Here is a 21,934-nt window from a genome sequence, read left to right on the forward strand (position 1 = left end):
ATTATTAATTCTCGTTTTTTTTTACGAAATTTAAGAACATGCTAACTTCAAAAAGAGGAAGCGGACACGGTAGAATAATTATTAGCCCCATTGATATATTAATGATTTTATAAGCAGAGGTTACATGTGATTATTAACCAAAAAAAAAGGATTAGCACATGAAAAAAATATCACTTCCCATCAGATTTGGCCTCGTTACAAGTGCTGTTTTAGTAGCATATTTTTTGATTCTGTCATTGTTCGATAAGCACATAAATCCAGCATTTAGTTTTTTTAATGCACTTATTACAGGTTTTGGCGTGTATGAGGCCGTAAGGTTAAGTAAATTGCAATTGTCCGATTCGTTTTCGTATGCTGAAGGCTTTAAAACGGGTATTATTACCGGCTTTGTAGCCACTATTCTGTTCACAGCTTTCTTTTTGTTTTATTCCACAGAAATAAACTCAAATTTCTTACCTGAGTTATTGCAAACTTTTAATGGTAAATTTAATGTGGATATTGGCATGGTAACCTTCATTGTAGCTGTTATGGGGTTAGCAACAACGGTAGTAGCTACCTTGTCTGTCATGCAGCTTTTTAAAAACAGCAGAAATGTTCCTCAAAATCCATAAAACGTTTGTAGTTTAATTAATTAGCAGTATATTTGCACCCGCCTTTGAGGAATCAAAGGGGTTTGTTTAATGAATTAATTAATAAAAACGTTACGCTATGTACGCAATTGTAGAGATAGCAGGGCATCAATTTAAAGTTGAAAAAGACCAAAAAGTTTTTGTTAACCGTTTACAGACAGAAGAAGGTAAGAAAGTAGCTTTCGATAACGTTCTTTTAGTTGCAGATGGTGACAATGTAACTGTTGGCGCCCCGGCTATAGACGGCGCTCAGGTTGGAGCTAAAGTCGTTAAGCACCTAAAAGGTGATAAAGTAATCGTCTTTAAAAAGAAAAGACGTAAGGGTTACCGTGTAAAAAATGGTCACCGCCAGGCATTAACAGAAATAGTAATTGAAAGCATTGCTGCTACGGGAGCCAAAAAAGCTGCCCCGGCAAAGAAAGAAGCTCCTAAAAAAGAAGCTCCTAAAGCTGAGGCACCAAAAGCAGAAGCTAAACCAGCTGAAGCAACACAGGATTTAAGTAAATTAACTGTAGCTGAATTAAAAGAATTGGCTAAAGCTAAAGGTATCACTGGAATTTCTTCAATGAAGAAAGCCGATTTAATAGCTGCTTTAAGTTAAAAAAGTATAATCTACCTGTCTTGCATCAGGCAGACAGGCAATATAAAATCGAAATAAAATGGCACATAAAAAAGGAGTCGGAAGTTCGAAAAACGGTAGAGAATCAGAATCGAAACGCTTAGGTGTTAAGATTTTTGGTGGTCAGGCTGCAATTGCAGGAAACATTATCGTAAGACAAAGAGGAAATACACATCACCCGGGTGAAAATGTGTACTCTTCAAAAGATCATACATTACATGCCAAAGTTGATGGTATTGTAAAATTCACAAAAAAGAAAGACAATAAATCTTATGTATCTGTAGTCCCTTTTGAGGCTTAGGATTTAGATTTAAAATACTGGCCCTGAGCAGGGTCGAAGAGTTAAAAAACCCCTTTCCAATTTGGAAAGGGGTTTTTGTTTATCAATTTTATTTAGTTTCAGGAATTATTTTTTCACAAACTTAGCTACACCGGAATCCGTTACTAATAAGTAAATACCACTGGTTAGATCAGATACATCCATACGCCCCGTAGCTTTTACTTCTTTTACGGTTTTACCAAGCATGTTAACCACTTCGTAACTGTTGGTTTTAATACTATTACTTATTGTTAATTCAGTTGTAACCGGATTTGGGTAAATGCCTTTAGAGATATTGTCAAATTTTGAATTGGATAATGTTATACCTTGCCTTATAGTAATATCATGAACAAAACCATATCTGTTATCACCATTAGTAAGTGCATCGTAGCCTGTAAAAGCTGTACCACTAGCGTCTGTCATAACAAATCTGGCTACTAAGTCAACGTCCTTATCGGCTCCGGAAAGAAGACCGGATAAGCTTTGATTTAAACTTGTTATATTAAAAGTTCTTGTTTTATTACCTGATCCGGTTGTTATAAAATTTAAGTGTGGATCACCCGATACGTCAGCTTCTGCAGGATCAATTGAAAAAAAGAAATTGGTAGCCAATCCTGCACCGGTGATATTTGCAGAGCCGTCTTCAATCAATCTAATTTGAGAGTTTGTATAACTACTCAAAGGGTCAGGAATATTGTCTACTACTATTATCAAATCTGCTGCCACCCCATTATTCATAAAAAAGCCGTCTTCACTTAGTTGATTTGCCCCACTTATTGAGACGGTCATTTGTCCTGAACTAAAATTAATCGTTCCCAAAGCAATTGTTAAAGTTAAAAGTTTAAGTAATTGTTTCATCATAAAATATTTTTAATTGTTAGTATTTCAAAAGTACCCAGAGTTGCGAGATTGGAACTCCTGATATGATTTTCATTTCATTAGAAATGGGTTTTGAGAAAAACGCCTGGGAAATGATTATACATTCCTACTAGAATTAATATGTTTTCAAAAGATTTATTTAATGTTAAGCCAATTTAAAACAGAGGTATTTTCCTGCTTATTTATAACATTATCTTAAACCCCAATTAATGAGGATGGGAAAGTGGTTTTGTTATTTCGCTTAAATAACTAACAATTAATTAATCATGAAAAAACGTTACGTATTTTTATTCTTTACTTTACTGTTTTCATTTATCGGATTTGCTCAAAATGGAAATATTCAAGGAACCATTATTGACGAAAAAGGGCTTGCAGTTCCTTTTGCGAATGTATTGATAGAATCTTTAAGCAAAGGGGTTGTTTCTGATGTGGATGGAAGGTTTTTATTCGTAAATATCCCATCGGGAAGTCAAACTATCAAAGTAGTATATTTAGGCTATTCGGATACCGAAGCACAGGTGGAAGTCAGTGACAGTCAAACTGCTAATGTTACTATAACCATTAAGGCCAAGGCTTTAGAGTTAGAGGGTGTTGTAATCAATGGTTATAACGGTGGACAGGCTAAAGCATTAAATGCACAAAAGAATAAGCAAAACATTACCAATGTAGTTTCTACGGATCAAATTGGTAAGTTCCCGGATGCCAATATTGGTGATGTGGTGAAGCGTATCCCGGGCATCACCATGCAGGTAGATCAGGGGGAAGCAAGAAACATTATAGTCAGAGGTCTGGCTCCACAATTGAATTCTGTTACTTTAAACGGAAGTCGTATACCTTCTGCTGAAGGGGATAACAGAAATGTTCAAATGGATCTTATTCCATCGGATATGATCCAACTTATTGAAGTTAATAAAGCGGTTACTCCGGATATGGATGCTGATGCATTGGGAGGTTCTGTAAACCTGGTTACCAGAACATCCCCCAGCTCATTTAGAGCAGCAGCTACTTTAGGTTCCGGTGTTAATACTATTAATGACAGACGTATTGTTAACGGATCGTTTTTAATTGGAGACAGGACTGAGAACGGAAAATTTGGTTGGATGGCTTCTGCTTCTATCAACGACTCAGATTTTGGGTCGGATAACATTGAATTTGAGTGGGATGACAATGAAGATGATTTCATTAATGAACACGATATCAGAACCTATTTAGTGCAACGTATCAGACGTAGTTTTTCGGTTAATTTAGACTATGCTTTCGATGCCAATAACAAAGTATTCGTTAAGACCATGTATAACTGGAGAGACGACAGGGAAAATCGTTTTAGATTACGTTATAGAGGTATCGAGTATGTTGACGAAGATAACCCGGAATTAGGGTTTCAAGGTGAAATTAGAAGACAGACTAAAGGTGGTATTGACAATGATAGAAATAAAAATACGCGTTTAGAAGACCAGCGTATGCAGAACTACAGCTTAGGTGGTGAGCACCTATTCGGGAAATTGGAGTTTGATTGGTTAGCGTCTTTCGCAAAAGCGTCAGAAGAAAGACTTAATGAGCGCTATATTTCTTATGAATTGGAAGAAACATCCGGAGGAGACCCAATTCCTTTTAATATTGACATATCTGATACAGAGTTTCCGGTAATCTCTCCTGTTAATTCGAGCGATGTAGGTTTAAGTAATTACAGCTTAAGAGAAATCACTGAAGAGAACCAGTATACGGAAGAAGAAGATTTTAACTTTTTCGCTAACTTTAAATTACCTGTAGATCTGGTTGGTACCGGAGGTTCTTTAAAATTTGGAGCCAGAGCGAAACTTAAGGAAAAGGTAAGAGATAATAACTTCTTTGAGTATGCACCGGGAAGCAGCATTTTTGACAACTTTAGCGGGTTACCATTGGTAGATAAAACAAACCCGGATTATTTAGCTGGTAGTCAATATGCAGCAGGTGTTTTTGTGGATCCTGAATATTTAGGAACCCTGGATTTACAAAATTCGGGATTGTTTGAAGCGGAGTCTGTTCCGGATGAGTTCGTTAGAGCTAACTTTAATGTAAAGGAAACAGTTTATGCTGCTTACGCTATGGTAGACCAAAAGTTATCTGATAAGTTTAGTGTTTTAGCCGGTGTAAGAGTAGAAAGTACAAAGACGGAAGCTACCGGTAACCAGATTGAAGATGAAGAAGATGTAATCGGTACTATTACAGAGGAAAAAGATTATGTAAACATTTTACCTGGTTTACATTTAAAGTATAACGTAACTGACAACACGGTTTTACGTTTTGCCTGGACAAACACCTTAGCCAGGCCAAATTATATAGATGTGGTGCCAAGTATAGATGTAATTAATGATGATGAAGAGATCGTTTTAGGAAATCCGGAATTAGATGCAACCAAGTCTATGAATTTTGACTTAATGGCTGAGCATTACTTTAAAAATGTTGGGATTATTTCCGGTGGGGTATTCCATAAGAATATTTCGGATTTTATTTATACCTTCCAATATACGGATCCGGGAACCGGGTTTGATGCTTTCCAACCTCAGAATGGAGATGACGCTACGATCACAGGAGCAGAGGTGTCTTTCCAACGCCAATTGGATTTCTTGCCAGGGTTCCTTAAAAACTTTAACGTTATGGCGAACTATACCTATTTAACTTCTGATGCCAATGGTATTAGAAATGGTGACGGTGAAGAAAGAACAGATGTAGACTTACCAGGTACAGCGCCTAACATGTTTAATGGATCTGTTGCTTACAACGGAAAAAAATTAAACTTACGTTTGTCAGCTAACTTCTCTGATGCTTACGTTGATGAAGTTGGTGGGAATAGATGGGAAGACAGGTATTACGATGAGCAATTCTTATTGGATTTTAATGCGTCATATGCTTTCAATGATACCTTACGGATTTATTTCGATTTAAATAATATTACAGACCAGCCTTTGCGTTATTACCAGGGGGTAAGAGCCAGAACTATGCAGGCTGAGTACTACGGAAGACGTGTTACGTTTGGATTGAAATATGATTTATTTAAATAAGAAGCATAAGAAATCTTATAATGAATAAATATGTCATTATAGTTGGATTGCTATTGGCTTCATGCGGGAAAAAGTTGCCTGTAATTGCACCGGATGTTATTACGGAAAAGACATTGCATGATACCGACGATCCTGCTATATGGGTAAACAAAAACGATGCTTCAAAAAGCATCGTTTTTGGTACCGATAAAAATACCGAAGGCGCTATTTACGCTTTTGATTTAGACGGAAAGATCATTGAAGACAAAACCATCAGAGGGTTAAAGCGCCCTAATAATGTAGATTTAGAATATGGTTTTCAGTTAAATGATTCTACACAAATAGATGTGATAGCATTTACCGAAAGAGAGCGCAAACAAATCAGGCTGTTCTCGGTTCCTGATATGAAGCCATTAGACCATGGAGGCTTTCCGGTTTTCATAGATGCAACGCTGCCCGAAGCAAATTTGCCAATGGGAATCGCTTTGTATAGGTCATCGGAATCCAATAAGCTTTATGCTGTTGTTGGTAGAAAAACAGGCCCGAAAGAAGGGTATTTGCATCAATATGAATTTATTTCTGATAGTTTAGGAGTTCATGCCAAATTGGTTAGAAAGTTCGGGGAGTTTAGTGGTAAAAAAGAAATTGAAGCCATTGCCGTAGATGATAAAAAAGGCATTGTTTATTATTCCGATGAAGGGCATTGTATCCGAAAATATCATGCGGAACCTTCAAAAGGGGATAAAGAGATTTATTGTTTTGGCGGGGACTATTTCAAAGATGATATTGAGGGTATCGCCATTGCGCATTATCCAAAAGAATCGTTCTTGATTGTGTCTAATCAACAAGTAGGCACTTTTAATATTTTCGATTTAAAAACGAACGCTTTTATAAAAGAAATTAATCTCGGAACCACTGAAACAGATGGTTGCGAAGTGACTACTGCAGCTTTAGGAGATAAGTTTCCCAGCGGTTTATTTGTGAGTATGAATGATGATAAGACCTTCTTTTTTCATGATTTAAAGAAATTGAGTTTACAAGAGTAATTTGTTATTTTGTAATAATCCGAAGCCCTTTTCTGTTACAGAAAAGGGCTTTTTATATTGATTGGAATTAATGAAACAAAAAAATCCCAGACAAGTAGTTTTGTCTGGGATTATGTGTTATGAGATGCTGAAATACTGAACTAAATTCAGCACAGGCAAGTTCAGCATGATAATTAATATCTGTAGTGTTCTGGCTTATAAGGGCCTTCAACAGTAACGCCAATATATTCGGCCTGGTCTTCTCTGAGTTCTGTTAACTCAACGCCAATCTTAGCTAAATGTAATTTTGCCACTTTTTCATCTAAATGTTTAGGCAGCATATACACTTTGTTTTCATAAGCTTCAGAATTATTCCAAAGCTCAATTTGAGCCAAAGTCTGGTTAGTAAATGAGTTACTCATTACAAAACTCGGGTGTCCCGTAGCACAACCTAAATTAACTAAACGTCCTTCGGCTAAAATGATAACGTCTTTTCCGTTAACAGAATATTTATCAACCTGAGGTTTGATCTCTACTTTAGTATCGCCGTAGTTAGCATTTAACCAGGCCATATCAATTTCATTATCAAAATGCCCAATGTTACATACAATGGCTTTGTCTTTTAAAGCTTCAAAATGCTCCGCTCTAACAATGTCTTTGTTTCCTGTAGTTGTGATGACTACATCGGCATTGGCAACAACAGTTTCCAAACGCTTTACTTCAAAACCATCCATGGCTGCTTGTAGTGCACAAATCGGATCAATTTCTGTTATGGTAACAATACTTCCGGCCCCTCTAAAAGAGGCAGCTGTACCTTTACCAACATCACCATAACCACAAACTACTACACGTTTTCCCGCTAACATAATATCTGTTGCACGACGAATAGCATCAACGGCACTTTCTTTACAACCGTATTTATTATCAAATTTACTTTTGGTAACACTATCATTTACATTAATGGCAGGCATAGGCAACGTACCGTTTTTAACACGCTCGTATAAACGGTGAACACCGGTAGTGGTTTCTTCACTCAAACCTTTAATACCAGAAACTAATTCAGGGTATTTATCTAAAACCATATTGGTTAAATCGCCACCATCATCAAGGATCATGTTAAGTGGTTGTCTGTCTTCACCAAAAAATAAGGTTTGTTCAATACACCAGTCAAATTCTTCTTCGGTCATGTTTTTCCATGCATAAACAGCGGTTCCGGCATCAGCAATAGCAGCTGCGGCATGATCTTGCGTAGAGAAAATGTTACAAGAACTCCAGGTTACTTCAGCGCCTAAAGCTTGCAGGGTTTCAATTAATACGGCTGTTTGAATGGTCATATGTAAACAACCGGCAATACGCGCGCCTTTAAGCGGTTGGGTATCTTTATACTCTTCACGTAAACTCATTAACCCGGGCATTTCGGCTTCGGCCAATTCAATCTCTTTTCTTCCCCAGGCGGCTAATGAAATATCTTTAACCTTATTAGGAACGTAAGCAACTGTTTTTGTACTCATATTGTTATATTTGTGGGTCTTAAATTTTAGACCGCAAAGATAACCAATAACTTTCAGAAAATTAAATGCCTCTATATAAAACCATTACTCCCAATTCACAAACTTGTGTTAAAGTCTGGAAGATCACTGAGTCTTATGAGGACCTAATGAAACCGCTTGCTTTAACTCAGACAAGTTTGGAGCGCGTTGAAGATATGAAAAGCGAAATGCACCAACGCGGGTTTTTAAGTGTTCGTCATTTGTTACGGGCGTTTGGTTATCAGGATGCCGATTTGTACTATGATGATTGCGGGAAGCCCCATTTAAAGGACGGGAAACAGATATCGATTACACACTCCTTTAACTATGCTGCAGTCATTATTAGTGATTTAATGGTTGGGATTGATGTAGAAAAACAGCGAGACAAGATTACTGTAATAGCTCATAAGTTTATTGATTATGAGAGCGACTACTTAGATAAAAAAGCTCCGGATTATATTAGAAAGCTTACCTTGCTTTGGTGTATAAAAGAATCGTTATACAAACTTTTTGCAACGCCCGGATTAAGCTTTAAAGACCATTGCCTGGCTATTCCTTTTAGAATTGAAGATAATGAAACCACGGCTTGGATTGACTATAAAAGCAAAAAGCACCGTTATGATGTCCGATTTTTAGAATTCGAAGGGTTTTCATGCGCTTATGTTACGGCTTAAAATGGATACAATTTATACGAACATACAATCATCCATTTTAAGAGGAGACAAATTATTATCGGTTTTAATAGATCCGGATAAGATGCCCCTGGCTAACACTGCCAATTTTATTTCAAAATTAAATCAGTCGGTTACAACCCATATTTTTGTCGGTGGAAGTACTGTTGAAGGAAATGCAACGGAAGTTTTAGTTAATGAAATAAAAAAGCATACAAACCTTCCCATACTATTGTTCCCGGGTGATGTCAATCAGATTACCGATAAAGCTGACGGACTTTTATTTTTATCGCTTATTTCGGGAAGGAACCCGGAATATTTAATAGGTAAGCACGTTAAATCTATTTCAAAACTGGCTAAAACACAGCTGGAAGTAATTTCAACTGGCTATATTTTAATTGAAGGCGGAAAGGAAACGGCCGTTGAGCGCGAGACAAATACAAAACCTTTATTAATTAATAATATTCAGAAAATCATTGATACCGCAAAGGCTGGGGAACTATTGGGGATGAAGCTTATTTATTTAGAAGCGGGAAGCGGAGCAAAGCATCCGGTTGCCGGGGATATTATAGCTAAAGTAAAGAAGGAAATAAGTATTCCAATCATTGTAGGAGGAGGCATAAGAACTAAACAACAGCTGGATCAGGCTTATAAAGCAGGAGCAGATTGGGTAGTTATTGGAACCGCTTTTGAAGAAGACGAATCGTTTTTTGACGAATTACGATCGTAATTTGTCATACTGAACTTGCTTGTGCTGAATTTAGTTCAGTATCTCATAAAGAATAAAATAGGTCGCAGGGGTTCTCAAAGCGACATTAACTCAAAAATTGCGGTGACTTCGAGAGCCTCAGCCACCAATACTTATGAAAATATCAGTAGAATTAACATTAACGCCATTACAGGACGACTTTGAACCGGCTATTATTCATTTTATCAAAAAATTAAGAGCATCCAACTTAAAAGTTTTGGAGAATCCTTTAAGTACCCAGGTATATGGTGATTACGACGAGGTGATGCATGTGTTGAACTCTGAAGTAAAAGAAGCTTTTGAACTGGTTGATAAAGGTTTGCTATATATGAAAATTGTTAAGTCTGACAGACACGACTATGAGCCCCATTTTTGATTTTTTTTTCGAACCGTACAGAAACAGGGAAGCAGATCTTATAGTTCTGGAAGCAATTGCGTTTGTTTTTGGAATTGCCAGTGTGGTTTATGCAAAAAAGGAAAATATATTAGTTTATCCAACAGGATTAATAGCCACTGTAATTACCGTTTATATTTTTTTGAAGGATGAATTAATGGGAGACATGATGATGAATTTCTATTATTCAGTCATGAGTATTTATGGATGGTGGAATTGGTCCAGAAAAAAAGAGAACAAATATATTGTGCCTATTTCAAGAACTAACAATAAAGAGAAGTTAATTGGTTTTGCAATGTTTCTTTTAACCATGTTGGTAACCTATATTGTTTATAAAGGATATGGGACAGAAATAGGACCGTCAAACTACATTGATATTTTTACTTCGGGTGTTTTTTTCACAGCTATGTGGTACATGGCTAATAAGAAAATTGAAAATTGGACCCTTTGGATCTTCGCTGATATTATAACGGTTCCGTTATATGCTTCCAGGGGTTGGGGTATGTTATCGCTTCAGTACTTAATCTTTACTATTTTAGCAATCCAAGGATATATGGCATGGAAGAAAAGCTTAAACAACAGCCTGCGAACTGTATAAAAATAGTTTTGTTTGGTCCGGAATCTACCGGAAAAACAACATTGTCCAGACAGCTGGCCAGGTATTACAACTCGGTCTGGGTACCGGAGTATGCCCGCGAGTATCTTCAAAATAAATGGAACAATGAACGTAAAACCTGTGAACCAAAAGATTTATTGCCCATAGCCGAGGGACAAATGCGCCTTGAAAATGAGTTGGCCGAAAAAACCGATACGGTTTTAATTTGTGATACGGACTTATTGGAAACCAAAGTATATTCGGAAGCCTATTATGTTGGGAATTGTGATCCGATTCTTGAAAAATATGCTTTAAAAAACACGTATGATTTGTATTTTTTAACCTATATTGATACCCCATGGGAAGCAGATGATTTACGGGATAAACCGAACGAAAGAGAACGCATGTTTGAAGCTTTTCAGAACGAATTGATAAAACAAAACAGGCCGTATGTGCTCATAAGAGGAAATAAAGAGGAGCGTCTGAAAACAGCAGTTAAACATATTGATGAGCTATTAAAAAAGAAAAATAATGTTCACTGAAAAAGACATTCAACTAATACATAAAAAAGGGATCACTGTAGATCAGGTTTATGCCCAAATAGCGCGTTTAAAAAACGGGATGTCTTATTCTAAGCTATTAGCCGCTGCTACCATTGGAAGAGGCATTGAACGCTTTAGTGAAAATGAAATGCAGGATTATATCAGCTACTATGAAAAGAAGAAAGAGGACTTATCTATTATAAAGTTTGTACCGGCTTCCGGAGCAGCCACCAGAATGTTTAAATTTCTATTTCAGTTTCTAAGAACGTTTAATTCTGACAAAGAAACGCTCAGCCAGTTTATTGACAGACAAAATAATGATTTGGTAAGAATCTTTTTTTCGAGTTTGGAAGCATTACCATTTTATACGGAAGTCATTAGGGAGTTGAAGAGAACGGTCCCTGATTTTGACTACTTTTCGCATGATGAAACATGTATTGCGTTTGTAAAAGCTATGTTGAATAAAGAGGCTTTAAACTATAGTTTTTTTCCAAAAGGATTATTGCCATTTCATAGATATGAAGAAGATATGGTTACAGCGTTTGGTGAACATTTGTTGGAATCAACTTTATATGCAAGTTCAAATGGAAAGGCAAATTTACATTTTACAGTTTCGGAAAAACATCAGGATTACTTTAAGTCTGAGTTTGAAAGAATAAACGAAGATCTGAAAAAAGCCACTGGTGTTGAATTTAAAGTTACCTACTCCTATCAAAAAGAAGCTACCGAAACTGTAGCGCTAACTTCAGATAATTCGATCTATAGAAATGAAAATGATTCTATTTTATTCAGACCGGCTGGTCATGGAGCACTTTTAGAAAATTTAAACGATTTAGATTATGACCTTATCTTTATCAAGAATATAGATAACATTACCGTTGCAGATAAAAATGTAGCTATTTCAGAATACAAAAAATTATTGGCAGGCGTACTGTTAAGTGTCCAGGAAAAAGTATTTGCCTATTTGAATAAATTAGATAAAAATGATTGCGATGATGAAGACTTCAAAATTATGGCATTGTTTTTAATTCATAGGTTAAATGTAACTGTTTCACCAGATTTTGACGACTATAACTCAGACAGGAAAAGTGCTTATTTAAAAGAAAAACTCAACAGACCGATTAGAGTGTGTGGCATGGTTAAAAATGAAGGACAACCGGGCGGAGGGCCCTTTTGGGTAAGGGATAATGAAGGTAATGTTTCACTTCAAATAGTCGAATTTGCTCAAATTAATTTTAGTAGTAAAGAACAGCAAGGCATAGTTTATAAAGCAACTCATTTCAACCCAACAGATTTGGTTTGTGGGGTTAAAAATTATAAGGGCGAAAAATTCAACCTTAAAGCGTATGTAGATCATGAGGCTGCCTTTATAACCATGAAAACTCAAAACGGAACAGATGTTAAAGCTTTGGAACTGCCCGGGTTATGGAACGGTAGTATGGCCTATTGGAATTCGGTTTTTGTTGAAGTTCCTTTAGAAACGTTTAATCCGGTAAAAACGGTAAATGATTTACTAAAACCGGCGCATCAGGTAGAATAATGTTTAGCGAAGAAGCCTTATTAAAAGAATTTACATTCAAGGCGGTGAAAAGCTCCGGAAGTGGTGGTCAGCATGTGAACAAGGTGGCTACAAAAGTTGAATTATATTTCGATTTGAACAATTCTTTGGTGTTTTCAGAAGATCAAAAACAACAACTTTTATTAAAGCTTCGCCATAAATTAACCAAAGACGGAGTACTTGTCTTACAATGTGATGACACCAGAAGTCAGCATAAAAACAAAGCATTAGTAATTAAACGGTTTTTTGAATTGATTCGGCGGTCCTTAATAGTCAGGAAAAAAAGAGTCGCTACAAAAACGCCTAGGTCTGTTATCAGAAAGCGATTGAAGAACAAACGGAAACAGGCAGAAAAAAAGGCTAACAGGCAAAAACCGGATATGGATTAAAAAAAATCATACAACATGATTTATAATTCGCAATTCTGGTGTATCTTTGCGCCGTTCTCAAAAAGGGGTGCTTTTCCAGTTTTCAGTTTTCAGTTGGTAGTCATTAAGACTTTTAACGTTTAACTTTTAACTTCCGGAGGGCTGAGATCATACCCAATGAACCTGGAACAGGTAATGCTGTTTAGGGATTACGAACGTTAAGAAAACATCCGGTAGATGTTTTTAGCGAGTACCGAAAAAGCAATGCTTTTTTGCAAGTTTGCGACGTTCGAAACAAATCATTTTATAAACCAAAAGAATAATTACCTCTTTTTATTCGATTATAATTTTTTAATCGACATGAAAAATTTATTTCTTTTTTTAGCACTTTTAGTGTTATCAGTCAGTGCGAGTGCACAACAAAATCAAGTACAACAGGACTCAACTTCAACAGAAAAATTAGATGAAGTTTTAGTAAAAGCGGTAAGAGTAGATGCCAACTCACCTATTACGCATTCTAATGTTAGTAAAGAAGAATTAGCTAAACGTAATTTAGGGCAGGATATTCCTATTTTACTAAATTACTTGCCATCCGTAGTAACAACCAGTGATGCCGGAGCAGGTATTGGTTATACCGGTATTAGAGTACGTGGTACAGATGCAACACGCGTCAATGTAACTATTAACGGTATTCCGTATAACGATGCTGAAAGTCAGGGAACGTTTTGGGTAAACTTGGGAGACTTTGTTTCGTCAACAGAAAGTTTACAATTACAGCGTGGTGTAGGGACATCAACTAATGGTTCAGGTGCTTTTGGAGCTAGTTTGAATTTGCTAACGGATGCTTTTTCAAAAGAGGCTTATGGTGAAATTTCAACAAGTGTTGGTAGTTACAATACAAGAAGACACACCGTGAAATTGAGTACAGGCCTATTGAATGATCATTTTGAAGTTTCAGGACGTTTCTCAAAAATAGATTCCGATGGTTATGTAGATAGAGCTTTTACAGATTTAAAGGCCTTCTTTTTACAGGGGGTTTATAAAGATGATAATACCTTAATTAAAGCCATAACTTTTGGAGGGAAGGAATATACGTATCAGTCATGGGCCGGATTAACAGCAGAACAGCTTAGGGAAGACCGTCGCCAAAATCCGTATACCTACGACAATGAAACCGATAACTATTGGCAAGATCATTTTCAATTACATTGGAATGAACGTTTTGATAATAACTGGTCTACAAATATTAGTTTAAACTATACCAAAGGGAAAGGGTATTTTGAACAATACAAACCTGAAGAGTCAGCTGCAGATTTTGCAAATTTAATTGAAGACGATTCTGATGTTATAGTACGCAGATGGCTGGATAACGATTTTTATGTAGCCAATGCTAACGTAACCTATAAGAATAATGGTTTTGAAATTATTTCGGGATTATCCTATAGTGTGTATACCGGCGATCACTTTGGAGAAGTGATCTGGGGCTCTGATTTAGCAGCAAACACTGATATTCGCGACCGTTACTACGAAGGTGATGCCACTAAGAATGATTTTAGTGTGTTCTCAAAAGCAACATTTCAATTAAGTAAAGAAATTACCGGATTTGTAGACTTACAGGGTCGTTTTGTGAGTTACAAAACCAATGGTTTGAATTCTGACAGGGAATTATTTGTAACCGATGCAGATTTTAGTTTTTTTAATCCTAAGTTCGGATTAACCTATAGGTCTGGCGAAGCCAATAGTTTTTATGCCTCTTATGCCAGAGCGAATAGAGAGCCTAATCGTGATGATTTTAAAGCCGGAGTAACAGAAAATGAAACTTTGAATGATATTGAATTAGGGTGGCGTCATAACACTGGTAAAGTAGCCGTAAATACTAATATTTACTATATGTTCTATCAGAATCAACTGGTGCTAACCGGCGAATTGGATGATGTTGGAAGCCCTATAAGAGCCACCAGTGGTAAGAGCTATAGATTGGGGTTAGAGGTTGATGCCAATATTAAGTTCTGTAACGCGTTCAGTACGTCTACAAACGTAGCTTTAAGTAGAAATAAAAATAGAGATTTCACAAGTTCTATTGATGGAGAATTAGTAGACCTGGGAAATACTAATATTTCATTTTCACCGGATTTGGTTATAGGTAATGCCCTTAACTTCTTTCCAGCGGAAAACTTACAATTATCACTTTTAAGTAAATATGTTGGTGAACAATATATGGGTAATATAGATTCATCCGAATCTGTGTTAGATAGCTATTTTGTAAGTGATTTTAACGTGGTTTATGAGATCAAACCGAATAAGATATTTAAATCAATTGTGTTATCTGCTTTAGTAAATAATATATTCAATAAGGAATATGTGTCTAACGGTTACTTTGGCTCGTTTGATTTTGATGATTCATCTAGTCCTACGGGCACAACTACGGGCTATTTTGCCGGGTTCTATCCACAGGCTACAACAAACTTCCTGGTTGGGGCTACATTAAGATTTTGATATTAGAATGTTACCTGAAGCCTTTGGTTTAGTAGAAACGGCATATTTTAAGAGTTCTGATAGCGTTCTCAAAAAGGGATTTAAGGCCTTTCTTGAAAAACCGGAAGTTTATAAACGTGACTACCTTCAAGCGCACTATAAAGGTGCGTTTGATGGGTATTCTTATTTAGGCCAAAAAGATAGCTTGAATCAATACGATACGGATTTGTTGCACTCCTTTGTATTGTCTGAATTCTCTAAAAAAGAAGATTTTCCCAAAGCGTTTCATCCCTTCTTAACTCAGGAATGGGATCATTTAATAACGCGAATAAGACAGGTTGAATGGGAGATTATGGATGATTTGAAAATTCCGGGACTAAGGCAATTTTATGAGGCTAACATCGGGCATATGGTATCCTGCAATTACTACCCACCTGTTAATGAAAGTGTTTCATCAGAATTGCGATTGTCTAAACATGTAGATGTGTCGTTGTTTACAGTTTTTGTTTTTGGAGTTCCCGAGGGATTTGCACATCATAATGCCTTAGGCCAAAAACAAGTATTAAAAACGGTAGATAATATTATAGTCTTCCCGGGCTATTTGTTAGAGTATCTCACCAAAGGGGCATATAAAGCTTTAGGACATCAGGTAGATTTTACAAACAAAAGTTTGGAACGTTTTTCCTTTGCTTTTTTTTCCATACCAAAGCCCTTTCAACATTTGGAGTTTCATGGCAGGCAGTTTACAAGTGAAGCCTATTATCAAAACTATTTGTCGCTTTTTTAATGGACCTATATTTAGAAATAATAGCGGTGATATGTGGACTGGCTTATTTGGTATTCCTGATTAAGGAGCAAATTCTTTGCTGGCTCTTTGGCATTATAGGTTCTTTATTCAGTATTGTATTATTTTATAAAACACAATTGTATTCCGAAGCTATTTTATACACCTATTATGTGATCATTGGAGTTTATGGTTGGATATATTGGAAAAGGTCTACGCAACAGAACCAGGTTTTTAAGGTGACTGATTTACCTGTGAGACATTATTTGTTTATCATTCTAATAGGAGAAGTGCTTTCCCTGTTATTGGGTTATTTCTTTGGGAATTATACCGATGCGGCAGCCCCGTATTTAGATGCCCATACTACCATTTTTAGTTTCATAGCCAGCTATATGGAAGTTAAAAAATGGCTGGGTTCCTGGAAATTTTGGATTGTAATTAACGGCGTTACCATTGCGCTGTATTTAGGTAAAGATTTAAACTGGTATAGTGCCTTAACCGTTGTGTATTTGATCTTTTCTTTTGTTGGCTATTTCAAGTGGAAGCAACAAATGCAACCCGCTTAATTAAAAATCAAAAGGTTATTCCCGTTTTTTTCAACTCTATAAAACTTAAGAGAACAGCGTAACGACGAATTTTCTAAAGGCGCTCCGGTAACAAGGCTGTATTTGTTCTTATCAGGGCAACTGGAAGTAGCTTCTAATCCGGAAGGTACCAAAGTGGAACAGGCACTTGGCACACGATTAGGGTCACTGGCATCCCAGGCATAAAAATCAAAGCCGGTACTGGCAATAATAATACCGGCGTTTCCGGCATTAGGGATATATATCGAATTTCCTGCAAATTGCAACTGACTGTATTGAGGGAGACTTAAATTTATAGTTTCATGAACATTGACGTCTAACAAAAACTTGCAGTTTTCGTCTTCTCCTGAATTTCCACTACAGGCACTTAGAAAGACCAGGCAAATAAGGATATAAATAACTTTCATATGCTATAAATGTGAGCCGCAATTTACAACAAAAAGCAAACACACTTAAATATTTTGTATATTTGCATTTGCAATCTCGTGAAAGCGGGATTTTTTTGATGCTGAACACGTTCAGCATCTTTTTATTCAATAAACTACCTCTATGTATGCAATATGAGGTGTTTAGCAAAAACTATTTTAAATATTCGAGGTCATGCCCGAAGCATTATAAACCTCACCTAGTGAGTAAACGATGAAGTTATGAGTAAAGTATCTTATTACACGGCAGAAGGATTAAAAAAATTAAGAGACGAGTTAAATCACTTAAAGGATGTTGAGCGCCCAAAAGCATCTCAAGCCATTGCAGAAGCAAGAGATAAGGGCGATTTGAGTGAAAATGCAGAGTATGATGCAGCAAAAGAAGCACAGGGGCTTTTAGAAATGAAAATATCTAAAATGGAAGAAACCTTGGCTAATGCCAGATTGATTGATGAATCACAACTGGACACTTCAAAAGTATTGGTGTTATCAACCGTTAAAATAAAGAACCAAACCAACGGTATGGAAATGACCTATACCTTGGTAGCCGAAAGTGAAGCAGATTTGGCTTCGGGTAAAATTTCGGTAAATTCTCCAATTGGCAAGGGCTTGTTAGGGAAATCTGTAGGTGAAGTAGCAGAAATTCAGGTGCCAAATGGTGTCATGAAATTCGATATTATTGAGATAACACGATAAACTTTGGTTTATGGCTTCAATTTTCACGAAAATAGTTAATGGCGATATTCCCTGTTACAAGATAGCCGAAACGGAGGAATTCTTTGCGTTTCTTGATATTAACCCAAACAGTAAAGGGCATACCCTTTGTATCCCTAAAAAGGAGGTTGACAAGATTTTCGATTTAGACGAAGCCACCTATAACGGACTCATGAGTTTTTCAAGAACCATTGCGATGGCTATTGAAAAAGCCATTCCGTGTGAAAGAGTTGGTGTGTCGGTTATTGGATTAGAGGTGCCACATGTGCATGTACACTTAATTCCGTTACATTCCATGGATGACGCCCGTTTTATTAAAAAGGAAAAATTATCTACTGAGGAATTCCAGGAAATAGCCAGGTCTATTCAAGCCCATCTATAAAATAGGATAAATTGCCAATACGGTAATAACAATAATTACCAGGGCAAATAATAAAATAGCAATCCAGGAAGCCTGTTTCAAATATTTTGAGGGCTTTTTGGGTTGTATAGCTTTTTGCTGATATTCAAATACACGTTCAATAGCATCGGTCCATTGCACCGGATAAATAATAGAGTTACATACCTTACATTCTAAAATATGACTGACATCCGAAGTAACGGACCTGTAAAACTTAGTCTCCACTATTTTCTGTTGAAAAGTGAGCCGTAGCCCTTCATTGTTGAAACACTCCGGGCAGTTATTCTTTAAAACAACTTCTTTTAAATTAATAAATGATTCACTCATAACTTAAGCATGTTTTAAGCTTATTTGAATGGTAGTGCCTTTATCTTTTTCAGAGTGGAGCACTTTTATTTTACCATTGTGAAAATCTTCAATAATGCGTTTGGTGAGCGATAAACCTAATCCCCAACCCCGTTTTTTAGTGGTAAAACCGGGTTCGAAAATTTTATTAAAATGCTTTTTCGGAATGCCCTTTCCGGTATCGGTTACCGTTACTTTTACGTTGTTTTCCAGCTGGGAAATTTCAACTGTTAACTTGCCACGCCCTTTCATGGCATCAATAGCATTTTTAACCAGATTCTCAATCGTCCAGCTGTATAATTGCTTGTTTAGTTCAACGGGAATATGGTCATCCGGAGTTATCAGTTTAAACTCGATAAGGTCAGACGCTCTGGCTTTTAAATAATCGTATGAATTAATAGTTTCTTCAACAATATTGGCGGTTTCCAGCGTCGGTAAAGATCCAATTTTACTAAAACGTTCCGTGATGATCTTTAATCGGTCAACATCCTTTTCAATTTCATTAATATAATCGGGATTGATATTTTCGCTTTTTAAAATCTCAGTCCAACCAATTAAAGAGGATAATGGTGTGCCAATTTGATGCGCGGTCTCTTTTGCCATACCGGACCAAAGCTTATTCTGGGTTGCATTTTTATTGCTGCTGTAAAAAAAGAAGATCACAGCTCCAAACAATACTACAATAAGTATCAGTGCCAAAGGATAGTACTTAAGCCTGTTAAGCAACGGTGAGTTGCCATAATAAATAGTGATGAACAATTTACCGTCATAAGATACTTCCAGAGGTGTATTTTCCTTTTCAAATTTTGCTATTAGTTTCTGTATATATATGGAATCTTTGGCTTTTATCGGGTCTATATTGTTGAAGTCTATGATGCCGTCTTTGTTGACCATGATCATAGGTGTTGTTTTATTACTGGTAATTACCTTTAGTGGCAAATCTCCCATATCAGCATTAAGATTATCCGTTTTTATTAAATCTGAATGAGAAGACGCCAAAATTTCCATTTTAGTGCGTTCTTCATGCTTAAAGTGCTGAAAAAACTCATAGGTTTTCCACATGATAACAGACACAACAATAAATGAGGCAGCTACAATAAACCAGCGAAAGGCATTTTGGTGCTTAGTAAACATCATTAAAACTTAATTTAACATGTAATATAATGTAAATCTGTTAATATTATTGCCCAAGTTGTTAGTAAATCGGTTTTTAGTTGCACGCTTTATTGGTTACATTTGTTGAAACTAAAAGCGTTTAATGGCGTCGTTTGAACCAAAAGAATTATCAACCGGGAAATTGCACAGCTATTTGTTGAGCGCTGTAGCACCCAGACCCATTGCTTTTGCGAGTACTGTTGATAAAAACGGGACACCAAATTTGTCACCTTTTAGTTTTTTTAATGTGTTTAGTGCTAATCCGCCGGTTATGATTTTTTCACCGGCAAGACGGGTTAGGGACAATACAACCAAACATACATTGCATAACGTTGAAACCACAAAAGAAGTGGTTATTAATGTGGTGAATTTTGATATGGTGCATCAAATGTCATTGAGCAGTACGGAATATCCGGAAGGGGTTAATGAGTTTGAAAAAGCAGGTTTAACCATGTTAAAGTCCGATTTGGTCAAGCCATTCAGGGTAGGAGAATCACCGGTACAGTTTGAATGTAAAGTGAATGAGGTGGTGGCATTAGGATCTGAAGGCGGTGCGGGTAATTTGGTGATCTGTGAGGTGTTAAAGTTGCATGTCGATGATGCCGTTTTAAATGAAGATGAAACCATCAATCAAACTAAATTGGATTTGGTAGCCCGCGCCGGAGGTAGCTTTTACAGTAGAGCTAAAAAGGGCTTTTTTGAAATACCCAAACCCATAGCAACGTTAGGCATTGGTGTTGATAGTTTTCCGGAGCATGTGAAAAACAGTATGATCTTAACCGGAAACGATCTAGGGATGTTAGGTAATGTAGAAACTTTACCAAACGAAGAAGATGTTGCAGCTTTTATAAATGATTTAAGTGATCGCTATCCGAACATAAAAACAGCAACGCACAGAGAAAAGCATAAATTGGCACGCAACTATTTAAGCTTTGGAGATGTGGAAAGTGCGTGGAAAATACTATTAAGTGAGAATAAATAATAAATATATAAATTAAGAAATGGAAGTTCAAGGAAGAATTAAAGTTATAGGAGAAACACAAACCTTTGGAGCCAATGGTTTTAGAAAGCGAGAAATAGTTGTAACCACAGAGGAGCAGTATCCGCAACATATTATGGTGGAATTTGTTCAGGATAAAACCGACTTATTAAACAATTATCAGGTAGGACAACAAGTAAAGATAAATATCAATTTACGTGGTAGAGAATGGGTGAATCCTCAGGGGGAAACCAAATATTTTAACTCTATTCAAGGTTGGAGAATTGAAGCTGTACAGCAGGAACCGGCTGCTGGCGATGTGCCTCCGGTACCTCCAATGGATGCTTTTGAACCTGCCGGAGAACTAAAAGAAGAGGATCACGACGATCTGCCATTTTAGTATAAATTGTCACCCTGAGCGCAGTCGAAGGGTCTCGAGTAAAAACCTCAACAAATTAATGTTGAGGTTTGTTATTTTTACACAATATTGTAGTTTGAATTTTCCTTGAAAAAAATATCAAGAATGTTTTAGATGCATTATTTAAACAATGACATATGGTTCCCAAATGTGAATCAGGCTACCTCCGAAGGGCTGTTGGCTGTTGGTGGGGACTTATCTGTAGAACGTTTAGTGCTGGCATATAAGTCCGGTATTTTTCCCTGGTTTGATTCTGAAGAACCTATTTTATGGTGGAGCCCGGATCCACGATTTGTGTTGTTTCCTGAAAAACTGAAGGTTTCTAAAAGCATGAAGCAGGTTTTGCGTAACAAGGACTTTACCGTTACGGTAAACCAGGCTTTTAAAGCTGTTATTAAGGAATGTGCTAAAGCCAAACGAAACGGACAGGAAAGTACCTGGATCACTAAAAGTATAATCGATGCCTATATAAAATTACATGAACTGGGATATGCCAAATCTGTTGAAGTATGGCAAGATGATGCACTTGTTGGCGGTTTTTACGGCGTTGATCTGAACAATGGGGTGTTTTGTGGCGAAAGTATGTTTGCCAAAGTAAATAATGCCAGTAAAGCAGGATTTATCACGTTTATACAAAACACCGATTATAAATTGATAGATTGCCAGATCTATACGAATCATTTGGAAAGTTTGGGAGCCGAAGAGATTTCCAGAAACACTTTTTTGGAGCATTTAAAGGGTTGATCTGTGATAACGATT

At 36.6% G+C, this 21,934-nt stretch carries 25 protein-coding genes; 20 read left to right on the forward strand and 5 right to left on the reverse strand.

Annotation, left to right across the window (positions count from 1 at the left end; all coding sequences use genetic code 11):
* The first annotated feature begins 158 nt into the window (after positions 1-158).
* The 3 genes from Q0983_RS12025 to rpmA all read left to right on the forward strand — a co-directional run bounded on the left by Q0983_RS12025 (position 159) and on the right by rpmA (position 1,549).
* Complete coding sequence (locus Q0983_RS12025) at positions 159-611, forward strand: DUF4199 domain-containing protein (RefSeq protein ID WP_299553390.1); 453 nt, start codon at positions 159-161, stop codon at positions 609-611.
* A 97-nt stretch (positions 612-708) separates the two neighbouring features.
* Positions 709-1,230 carry a 50S ribosomal protein L21 gene (gene rplU, locus Q0983_RS12030; protein ID WP_299553393.1) on the forward strand — a complete coding sequence of 174 codons (522 nt, stop codon included), beginning with the start codon at positions 709-711 and terminating at the stop codon, positions 1,228-1,230.
* A 58-nt stretch (positions 1,231-1,288) separates the two neighbouring features.
* On the forward strand, positions 1,289-1,549 hold the full coding sequence (gene rpmA, locus Q0983_RS12035) for a 50S ribosomal protein L27 (RefSeq protein ID WP_299553396.1): 261 nt from the start codon (positions 1,289-1,291) through the stop codon (positions 1,547-1,549).
* 105 nt (positions 1,550-1,654) lie between these two features.
* Here the strand turns inward: rpmA and Q0983_RS12040 are convergent, their stop codons facing one another.
* Positions 1,655-2,428, reverse strand: coding sequence for a T9SS type A sorting domain-containing protein (locus tag Q0983_RS12040; protein WP_299553399.1), 774 nt, complete (start codon positions 2,426-2,428; stop codon positions 1,655-1,657).
* A 284-nt stretch (positions 2,429-2,712) separates the two neighbouring features.
* On the opposite strand from Q0983_RS12040, the gene Q0983_RS12045 reads away from it, so the two are divergent.
* Entirely contained in the window at positions 2,713-5,487 is a 2,775-nt protein-coding gene (locus Q0983_RS12045) for a TonB-dependent receptor (protein WP_299553402.1), read from the forward strand.
* A 20-nt stretch (positions 5,488-5,507) separates the two neighbouring features.
* A complete protein-coding gene (locus tag Q0983_RS12050; protein ID WP_299553405.1) occupies positions 5,508-6,512 on the forward strand; it encodes a phytase in 1,005 nt (334 codons plus the stop codon).
* Positions 6,513-6,685: 173 nt separating this feature from the next.
* Here Q0983_RS12050 and ahcY read toward each other — a convergent pair whose 3' ends face one another.
* Positions 6,686-8,002, reverse strand: a complete 1,317-nt coding sequence (ahcY, locus tag Q0983_RS12055) for an adenosylhomocysteinase (protein WP_299553409.1) — start codon at positions 8,000-8,002, stop codon at positions 6,686-6,688.
* 65 nt (positions 8,003-8,067) lie between these two features.
* On the opposite strand from ahcY, the gene Q0983_RS12060 reads away from it, so the two are divergent.
* The 10 genes from Q0983_RS12060 to pnuC (Q0983_RS12105) all read left to right on the forward strand — a co-directional run bounded on the left by Q0983_RS12060 (position 8,068) and on the right by pnuC (Q0983_RS12105) (position 16,721).
* Positions 8,068-8,694, forward strand: a complete 627-nt coding sequence (locus tag Q0983_RS12060; protein WP_299553412.1) for a 4'-phosphopantetheinyl transferase superfamily protein — start codon at positions 8,068-8,070, stop codon at positions 8,692-8,694.
* Position 8,695: 1 nt separating this feature from the next.
* Positions 8,696-9,421, forward strand: a complete 726-nt coding sequence (locus tag Q0983_RS12065; RefSeq protein WP_299553415.1) for a geranylgeranylglyceryl/heptaprenylglyceryl phosphate synthase — start codon at positions 8,696-8,698, stop codon at positions 9,419-9,421.
* 133 nt (positions 9,422-9,554) lie between these two features.
* Positions 9,555-9,815: a thiamine-binding protein gene (locus Q0983_RS12070; RefSeq protein WP_299553418.1), complete on the forward strand. Its 261-nt coding sequence runs from the start codon at positions 9,555-9,557 to the stop codon at positions 9,813-9,815.
* The gene (pnuC, locus tag Q0983_RS12075) at positions 9,799-10,431 is read left to right on the forward strand and encodes a nicotinamide riboside transporter PnuC (RefSeq protein ID WP_299553421.1); all 633 of its coding nucleotides are present in this window, start codon (positions 9,799-9,801) and stop codon (positions 10,429-10,431) included. The genes Q0983_RS12070 and pnuC (Q0983_RS12075) overlap by 17 nt, the downstream gene beginning before the upstream one ends.
* Positions 10,392-10,970 carry an ATP-binding protein gene (locus tag Q0983_RS12080; protein ID WP_299553424.1) on the forward strand — a complete coding sequence of 193 codons (579 nt, stop codon included), beginning with the start codon at positions 10,392-10,394 and terminating at the stop codon, positions 10,968-10,970. The genes pnuC (Q0983_RS12075) and Q0983_RS12080 overlap by 40 nt, the downstream gene beginning before the upstream one ends.
* Positions 10,960-12,510, forward strand: a complete 1,551-nt coding sequence (locus Q0983_RS12085) for a DUF4301 family protein (RefSeq protein WP_299553427.1) — start codon at positions 10,960-10,962, stop codon at positions 12,508-12,510. The genes Q0983_RS12080 and Q0983_RS12085 overlap by 11 nt, the downstream gene beginning before the upstream one ends.
* A complete protein-coding gene (gene arfB, locus Q0983_RS12090) occupies positions 12,510-12,917 on the forward strand; it encodes an alternative ribosome rescue aminoacyl-tRNA hydrolase ArfB (protein WP_299553430.1) in 408 nt (135 codons plus the stop codon). The genes Q0983_RS12085 and arfB overlap by 1 nt, the downstream gene beginning before the upstream one ends.
* 339 nt (positions 12,918-13,256) lie before the next feature.
* On the forward strand, positions 13,257-15,392 hold the full coding sequence (locus Q0983_RS12095) for a TonB-dependent receptor (RefSeq protein WP_299553433.1): 2,136 nt from the start codon (positions 13,257-13,259) through the stop codon (positions 15,390-15,392).
* A gap of 7 nt (positions 15,393-15,399) precedes the next feature.
* The gene (locus Q0983_RS12100) at positions 15,400-16,158 is read left to right on the forward strand and encodes a 2OG-Fe(II) oxygenase family protein (protein WP_299553436.1); all 759 of its coding nucleotides are present in this window, start codon (positions 15,400-15,402) and stop codon (positions 16,156-16,158) included.
* Entirely contained in the window at positions 16,158-16,721 is a 564-nt protein-coding gene (gene pnuC / locus Q0983_RS12105; protein WP_299553439.1) for a nicotinamide riboside transporter PnuC, read from the forward strand. The genes Q0983_RS12100 and pnuC (Q0983_RS12105) overlap by 1 nt, the downstream gene beginning before the upstream one ends.
* On the opposite strand, the gene Q0983_RS12110 is transcribed toward pnuC (Q0983_RS12105), so the two are convergent.
* Positions 16,718-17,146 carry a hypothetical protein gene (locus Q0983_RS12110; protein WP_299553442.1) on the reverse strand — a complete coding sequence of 143 codons (429 nt, stop codon included), beginning with the start codon at positions 17,144-17,146 and terminating at the stop codon, positions 16,718-16,720. The genes pnuC (Q0983_RS12105) and Q0983_RS12110 overlap by 4 nt on opposite strands.
* A gap of 240 nt (positions 17,147-17,386) precedes the next feature.
* Between Q0983_RS12110 and greA the strand changes: the two genes are divergently transcribed.
* On the forward strand, positions 17,387-17,860 hold the full coding sequence (gene greA, locus Q0983_RS12115; RefSeq protein WP_299553445.1) for a transcription elongation factor GreA: 474 nt from the start codon (positions 17,387-17,389) through the stop codon (positions 17,858-17,860).
* 10 nt (positions 17,861-17,870) lie between these two features.
* Positions 17,871-18,260 (forward strand): HIT family protein, encoded by a 390-nt coding sequence (locus Q0983_RS12120; RefSeq protein WP_299553448.1) that lies wholly within the window; start codon positions 17,871-17,873, stop codon positions 18,258-18,260.
* Here Q0983_RS12120 and Q0983_RS12125 read toward each other — a convergent pair.
* Together Q0983_RS12125 and Q0983_RS12130 are read right to left on the reverse strand one after the other, a co-directional pair.
* Positions 18,255-18,605, reverse strand: coding sequence for a hypothetical protein (locus tag Q0983_RS12125; RefSeq protein ID WP_299553450.1), 351 nt, complete (start codon positions 18,603-18,605; stop codon positions 18,255-18,257). The genes Q0983_RS12120 and Q0983_RS12125 overlap by 6 nt on opposite strands.
* A gap of 3 nt (positions 18,606-18,608) precedes the next feature.
* Positions 18,609-19,760 carry a HAMP domain-containing sensor histidine kinase gene (locus Q0983_RS12130; RefSeq protein WP_299553453.1) on the reverse strand — a complete coding sequence of 384 codons (1,152 nt, stop codon included), beginning with the start codon at positions 19,758-19,760 and terminating at the stop codon, positions 18,609-18,611.
* A gap of 121 nt (positions 19,761-19,881) precedes the next feature.
* Here Q0983_RS12130 and Q0983_RS12135 point away from each other — a divergent pair, with 121 nt between their 5' ends.
* The 3 genes from Q0983_RS12135 (at position 19,882) to aat (ending at position 21,919) form a co-directional block, all read left to right on the forward strand.
* Positions 19,882-20,760 carry a flavin reductase family protein gene (locus Q0983_RS12135; RefSeq protein WP_299553456.1) on the forward strand — a complete coding sequence of 293 codons (879 nt, stop codon included), beginning with the start codon at positions 19,882-19,884 and terminating at the stop codon, positions 20,758-20,760.
* A 19-nt stretch (positions 20,761-20,779) separates the two neighbouring features.
* Positions 20,780-21,157 (forward strand): DUF3127 domain-containing protein, encoded by a 378-nt coding sequence (locus Q0983_RS12140; protein ID WP_299553459.1) that lies wholly within the window; start codon positions 20,780-20,782, stop codon positions 21,155-21,157.
* 132 nt (positions 21,158-21,289) lie between these two features.
* The gene (aat, locus tag Q0983_RS12145) at positions 21,290-21,919 is read left to right on the forward strand and encodes a leucyl/phenylalanyl-tRNA--protein transferase (RefSeq protein WP_299553462.1); all 630 of its coding nucleotides are present in this window, start codon (positions 21,290-21,292) and stop codon (positions 21,917-21,919) included.
* Positions 21,920-21,934: the final 15 nt, after the last annotated feature.

Origin of the sequence: Seonamhaeicola sp. (assembly GCF_028281565.1) — a bacterium.
In the GTDB taxonomy this organism is placed as follows: Bacteria; Bacteroidota; Bacteroidia; order Flavobacteriales; family Flavobacteriaceae; genus Seonamhaeicola.

What these genes read in the sequence shown, in the direction of transcription:
- Q0983_RS12025 (WP_299553390.1), top strand. Translation starts at nt 159, where the DNA reads ATGAAAAAAATATCACTTCCCATCAGATTTGGCCTCGTTACAAGTGCT.
- ahcY (WP_299553409.1), bottom strand. Translation starts at nt 8,002, where the DNA reads ATGAGTACAAAAACAGTTGCTTACGTTCCTAATAAGGTTAAAGATATT.
- Q0983_RS12130 (WP_299553453.1), bottom strand. Translation starts at nt 19,760, where the DNA reads ATGATGTTTACTAAGCACCAAAATGCCTTTCGCTGGTTTATTGTAGCT.
- Q0983_RS12065 (WP_299553415.1), top strand. Translation starts at nt 8,696, where the DNA reads ATGGATACAATTTATACGAACATACAATCATCCATTTTAAGAGGAGAC.
- Q0983_RS12040 (WP_299553399.1), bottom strand. Translation starts at nt 2,428, where the DNA reads ATGATGAAACAATTACTTAAACTTTTAACTTTAACAATTGCTTTGGGA.
- pnuC (WP_299553421.1), top strand. Translation starts at nt 9,799, where the DNA reads ATGAGCCCCATTTTTGATTTTTTTTTCGAACCGTACAGAAACAGGGAA.
- aat (WP_299553462.1), top strand. Translation starts at nt 21,290, where the DNA reads ATGCATTATTTAAACAATGACATATGGTTCCCAAATGTGAATCAGGCT.
- rplU (WP_299553393.1), top strand. Translation starts at nt 709, where the DNA reads ATGTACGCAATTGTAGAGATAGCAGGGCATCAATTTAAAGTTGAAAAA.
- arfB (WP_299553430.1), top strand. Translation starts at nt 12,510, where the DNA reads ATGTTTAGCGAAGAAGCCTTATTAAAAGAATTTACATTCAAGGCGGTG.
- Q0983_RS12050 (WP_299553405.1), top strand. Translation starts at nt 5,508, where the DNA reads ATGAATAAATATGTCATTATAGTTGGATTGCTATTGGCTTCATGCGGG.
- rpmA (WP_299553396.1), top strand. Translation starts at nt 1,289, where the DNA reads ATGGCACATAAAAAAGGAGTCGGAAGTTCGAAAAACGGTAGAGAATCA.
- Q0983_RS12125 (WP_299553450.1), bottom strand. Translation starts at nt 18,605, where the DNA reads ATGAGTGAATCATTTATTAATTTAAAAGAAGTTGTTTTAAAGAATAAC.
- greA (WP_299553445.1), top strand. Translation starts at nt 17,387, where the DNA reads ATGAGTAAAGTATCTTATTACACGGCAGAAGGATTAAAAAAATTAAGA.
- Q0983_RS12110 (WP_299553442.1), bottom strand. Translation starts at nt 17,146, where the DNA reads ATGAAAGTTATTTATATCCTTATTTGCCTGGTCTTTCTAAGTGCCTGT.
- Q0983_RS12085 (WP_299553427.1), top strand. Translation starts at nt 10,960, where the DNA reads ATGTTCACTGAAAAAGACATTCAACTAATACATAAAAAAGGGATCACT.
- Q0983_RS12120 (WP_299553448.1), top strand. Translation starts at nt 17,871, where the DNA reads ATGGCTTCAATTTTCACGAAAATAGTTAATGGCGATATTCCCTGTTAC.
- Q0983_RS12095 (WP_299553433.1), top strand. Translation starts at nt 13,257, where the DNA reads ATGAAAAATTTATTTCTTTTTTTAGCACTTTTAGTGTTATCAGTCAGT.
- Q0983_RS12080 (WP_299553424.1), top strand. Translation starts at nt 10,392, where the DNA reads ATGGAAGAAAAGCTTAAACAACAGCCTGCGAACTGTATAAAAATAGTT.
- Q0983_RS12140 (WP_299553459.1), top strand. Translation starts at nt 20,780, where the DNA reads ATGGAAGTTCAAGGAAGAATTAAAGTTATAGGAGAAACACAAACCTTT.
- Q0983_RS12070 (WP_299553418.1), top strand. Translation starts at nt 9,555, where the DNA reads ATGAAAATATCAGTAGAATTAACATTAACGCCATTACAGGACGACTTT.
- Q0983_RS12100 (WP_299553436.1), top strand. Translation starts at nt 15,400, where the DNA reads ATGTTACCTGAAGCCTTTGGTTTAGTAGAAACGGCATATTTTAAGAGT.
- Q0983_RS12060 (WP_299553412.1), top strand. Translation starts at nt 8,068, where the DNA reads ATGCCTCTATATAAAACCATTACTCCCAATTCACAAACTTGTGTTAAA.
- Q0983_RS12045 (WP_299553402.1), top strand. Translation starts at nt 2,713, where the DNA reads ATGAAAAAACGTTACGTATTTTTATTCTTTACTTTACTGTTTTCATTT.
- pnuC (WP_299553439.1), top strand. Translation starts at nt 16,158, where the DNA reads ATGGACCTATATTTAGAAATAATAGCGGTGATATGTGGACTGGCTTAT.
- Q0983_RS12135 (WP_299553456.1), top strand. Translation starts at nt 19,882, where the DNA reads ATGGCGTCGTTTGAACCAAAAGAATTATCAACCGGGAAATTGCACAGC.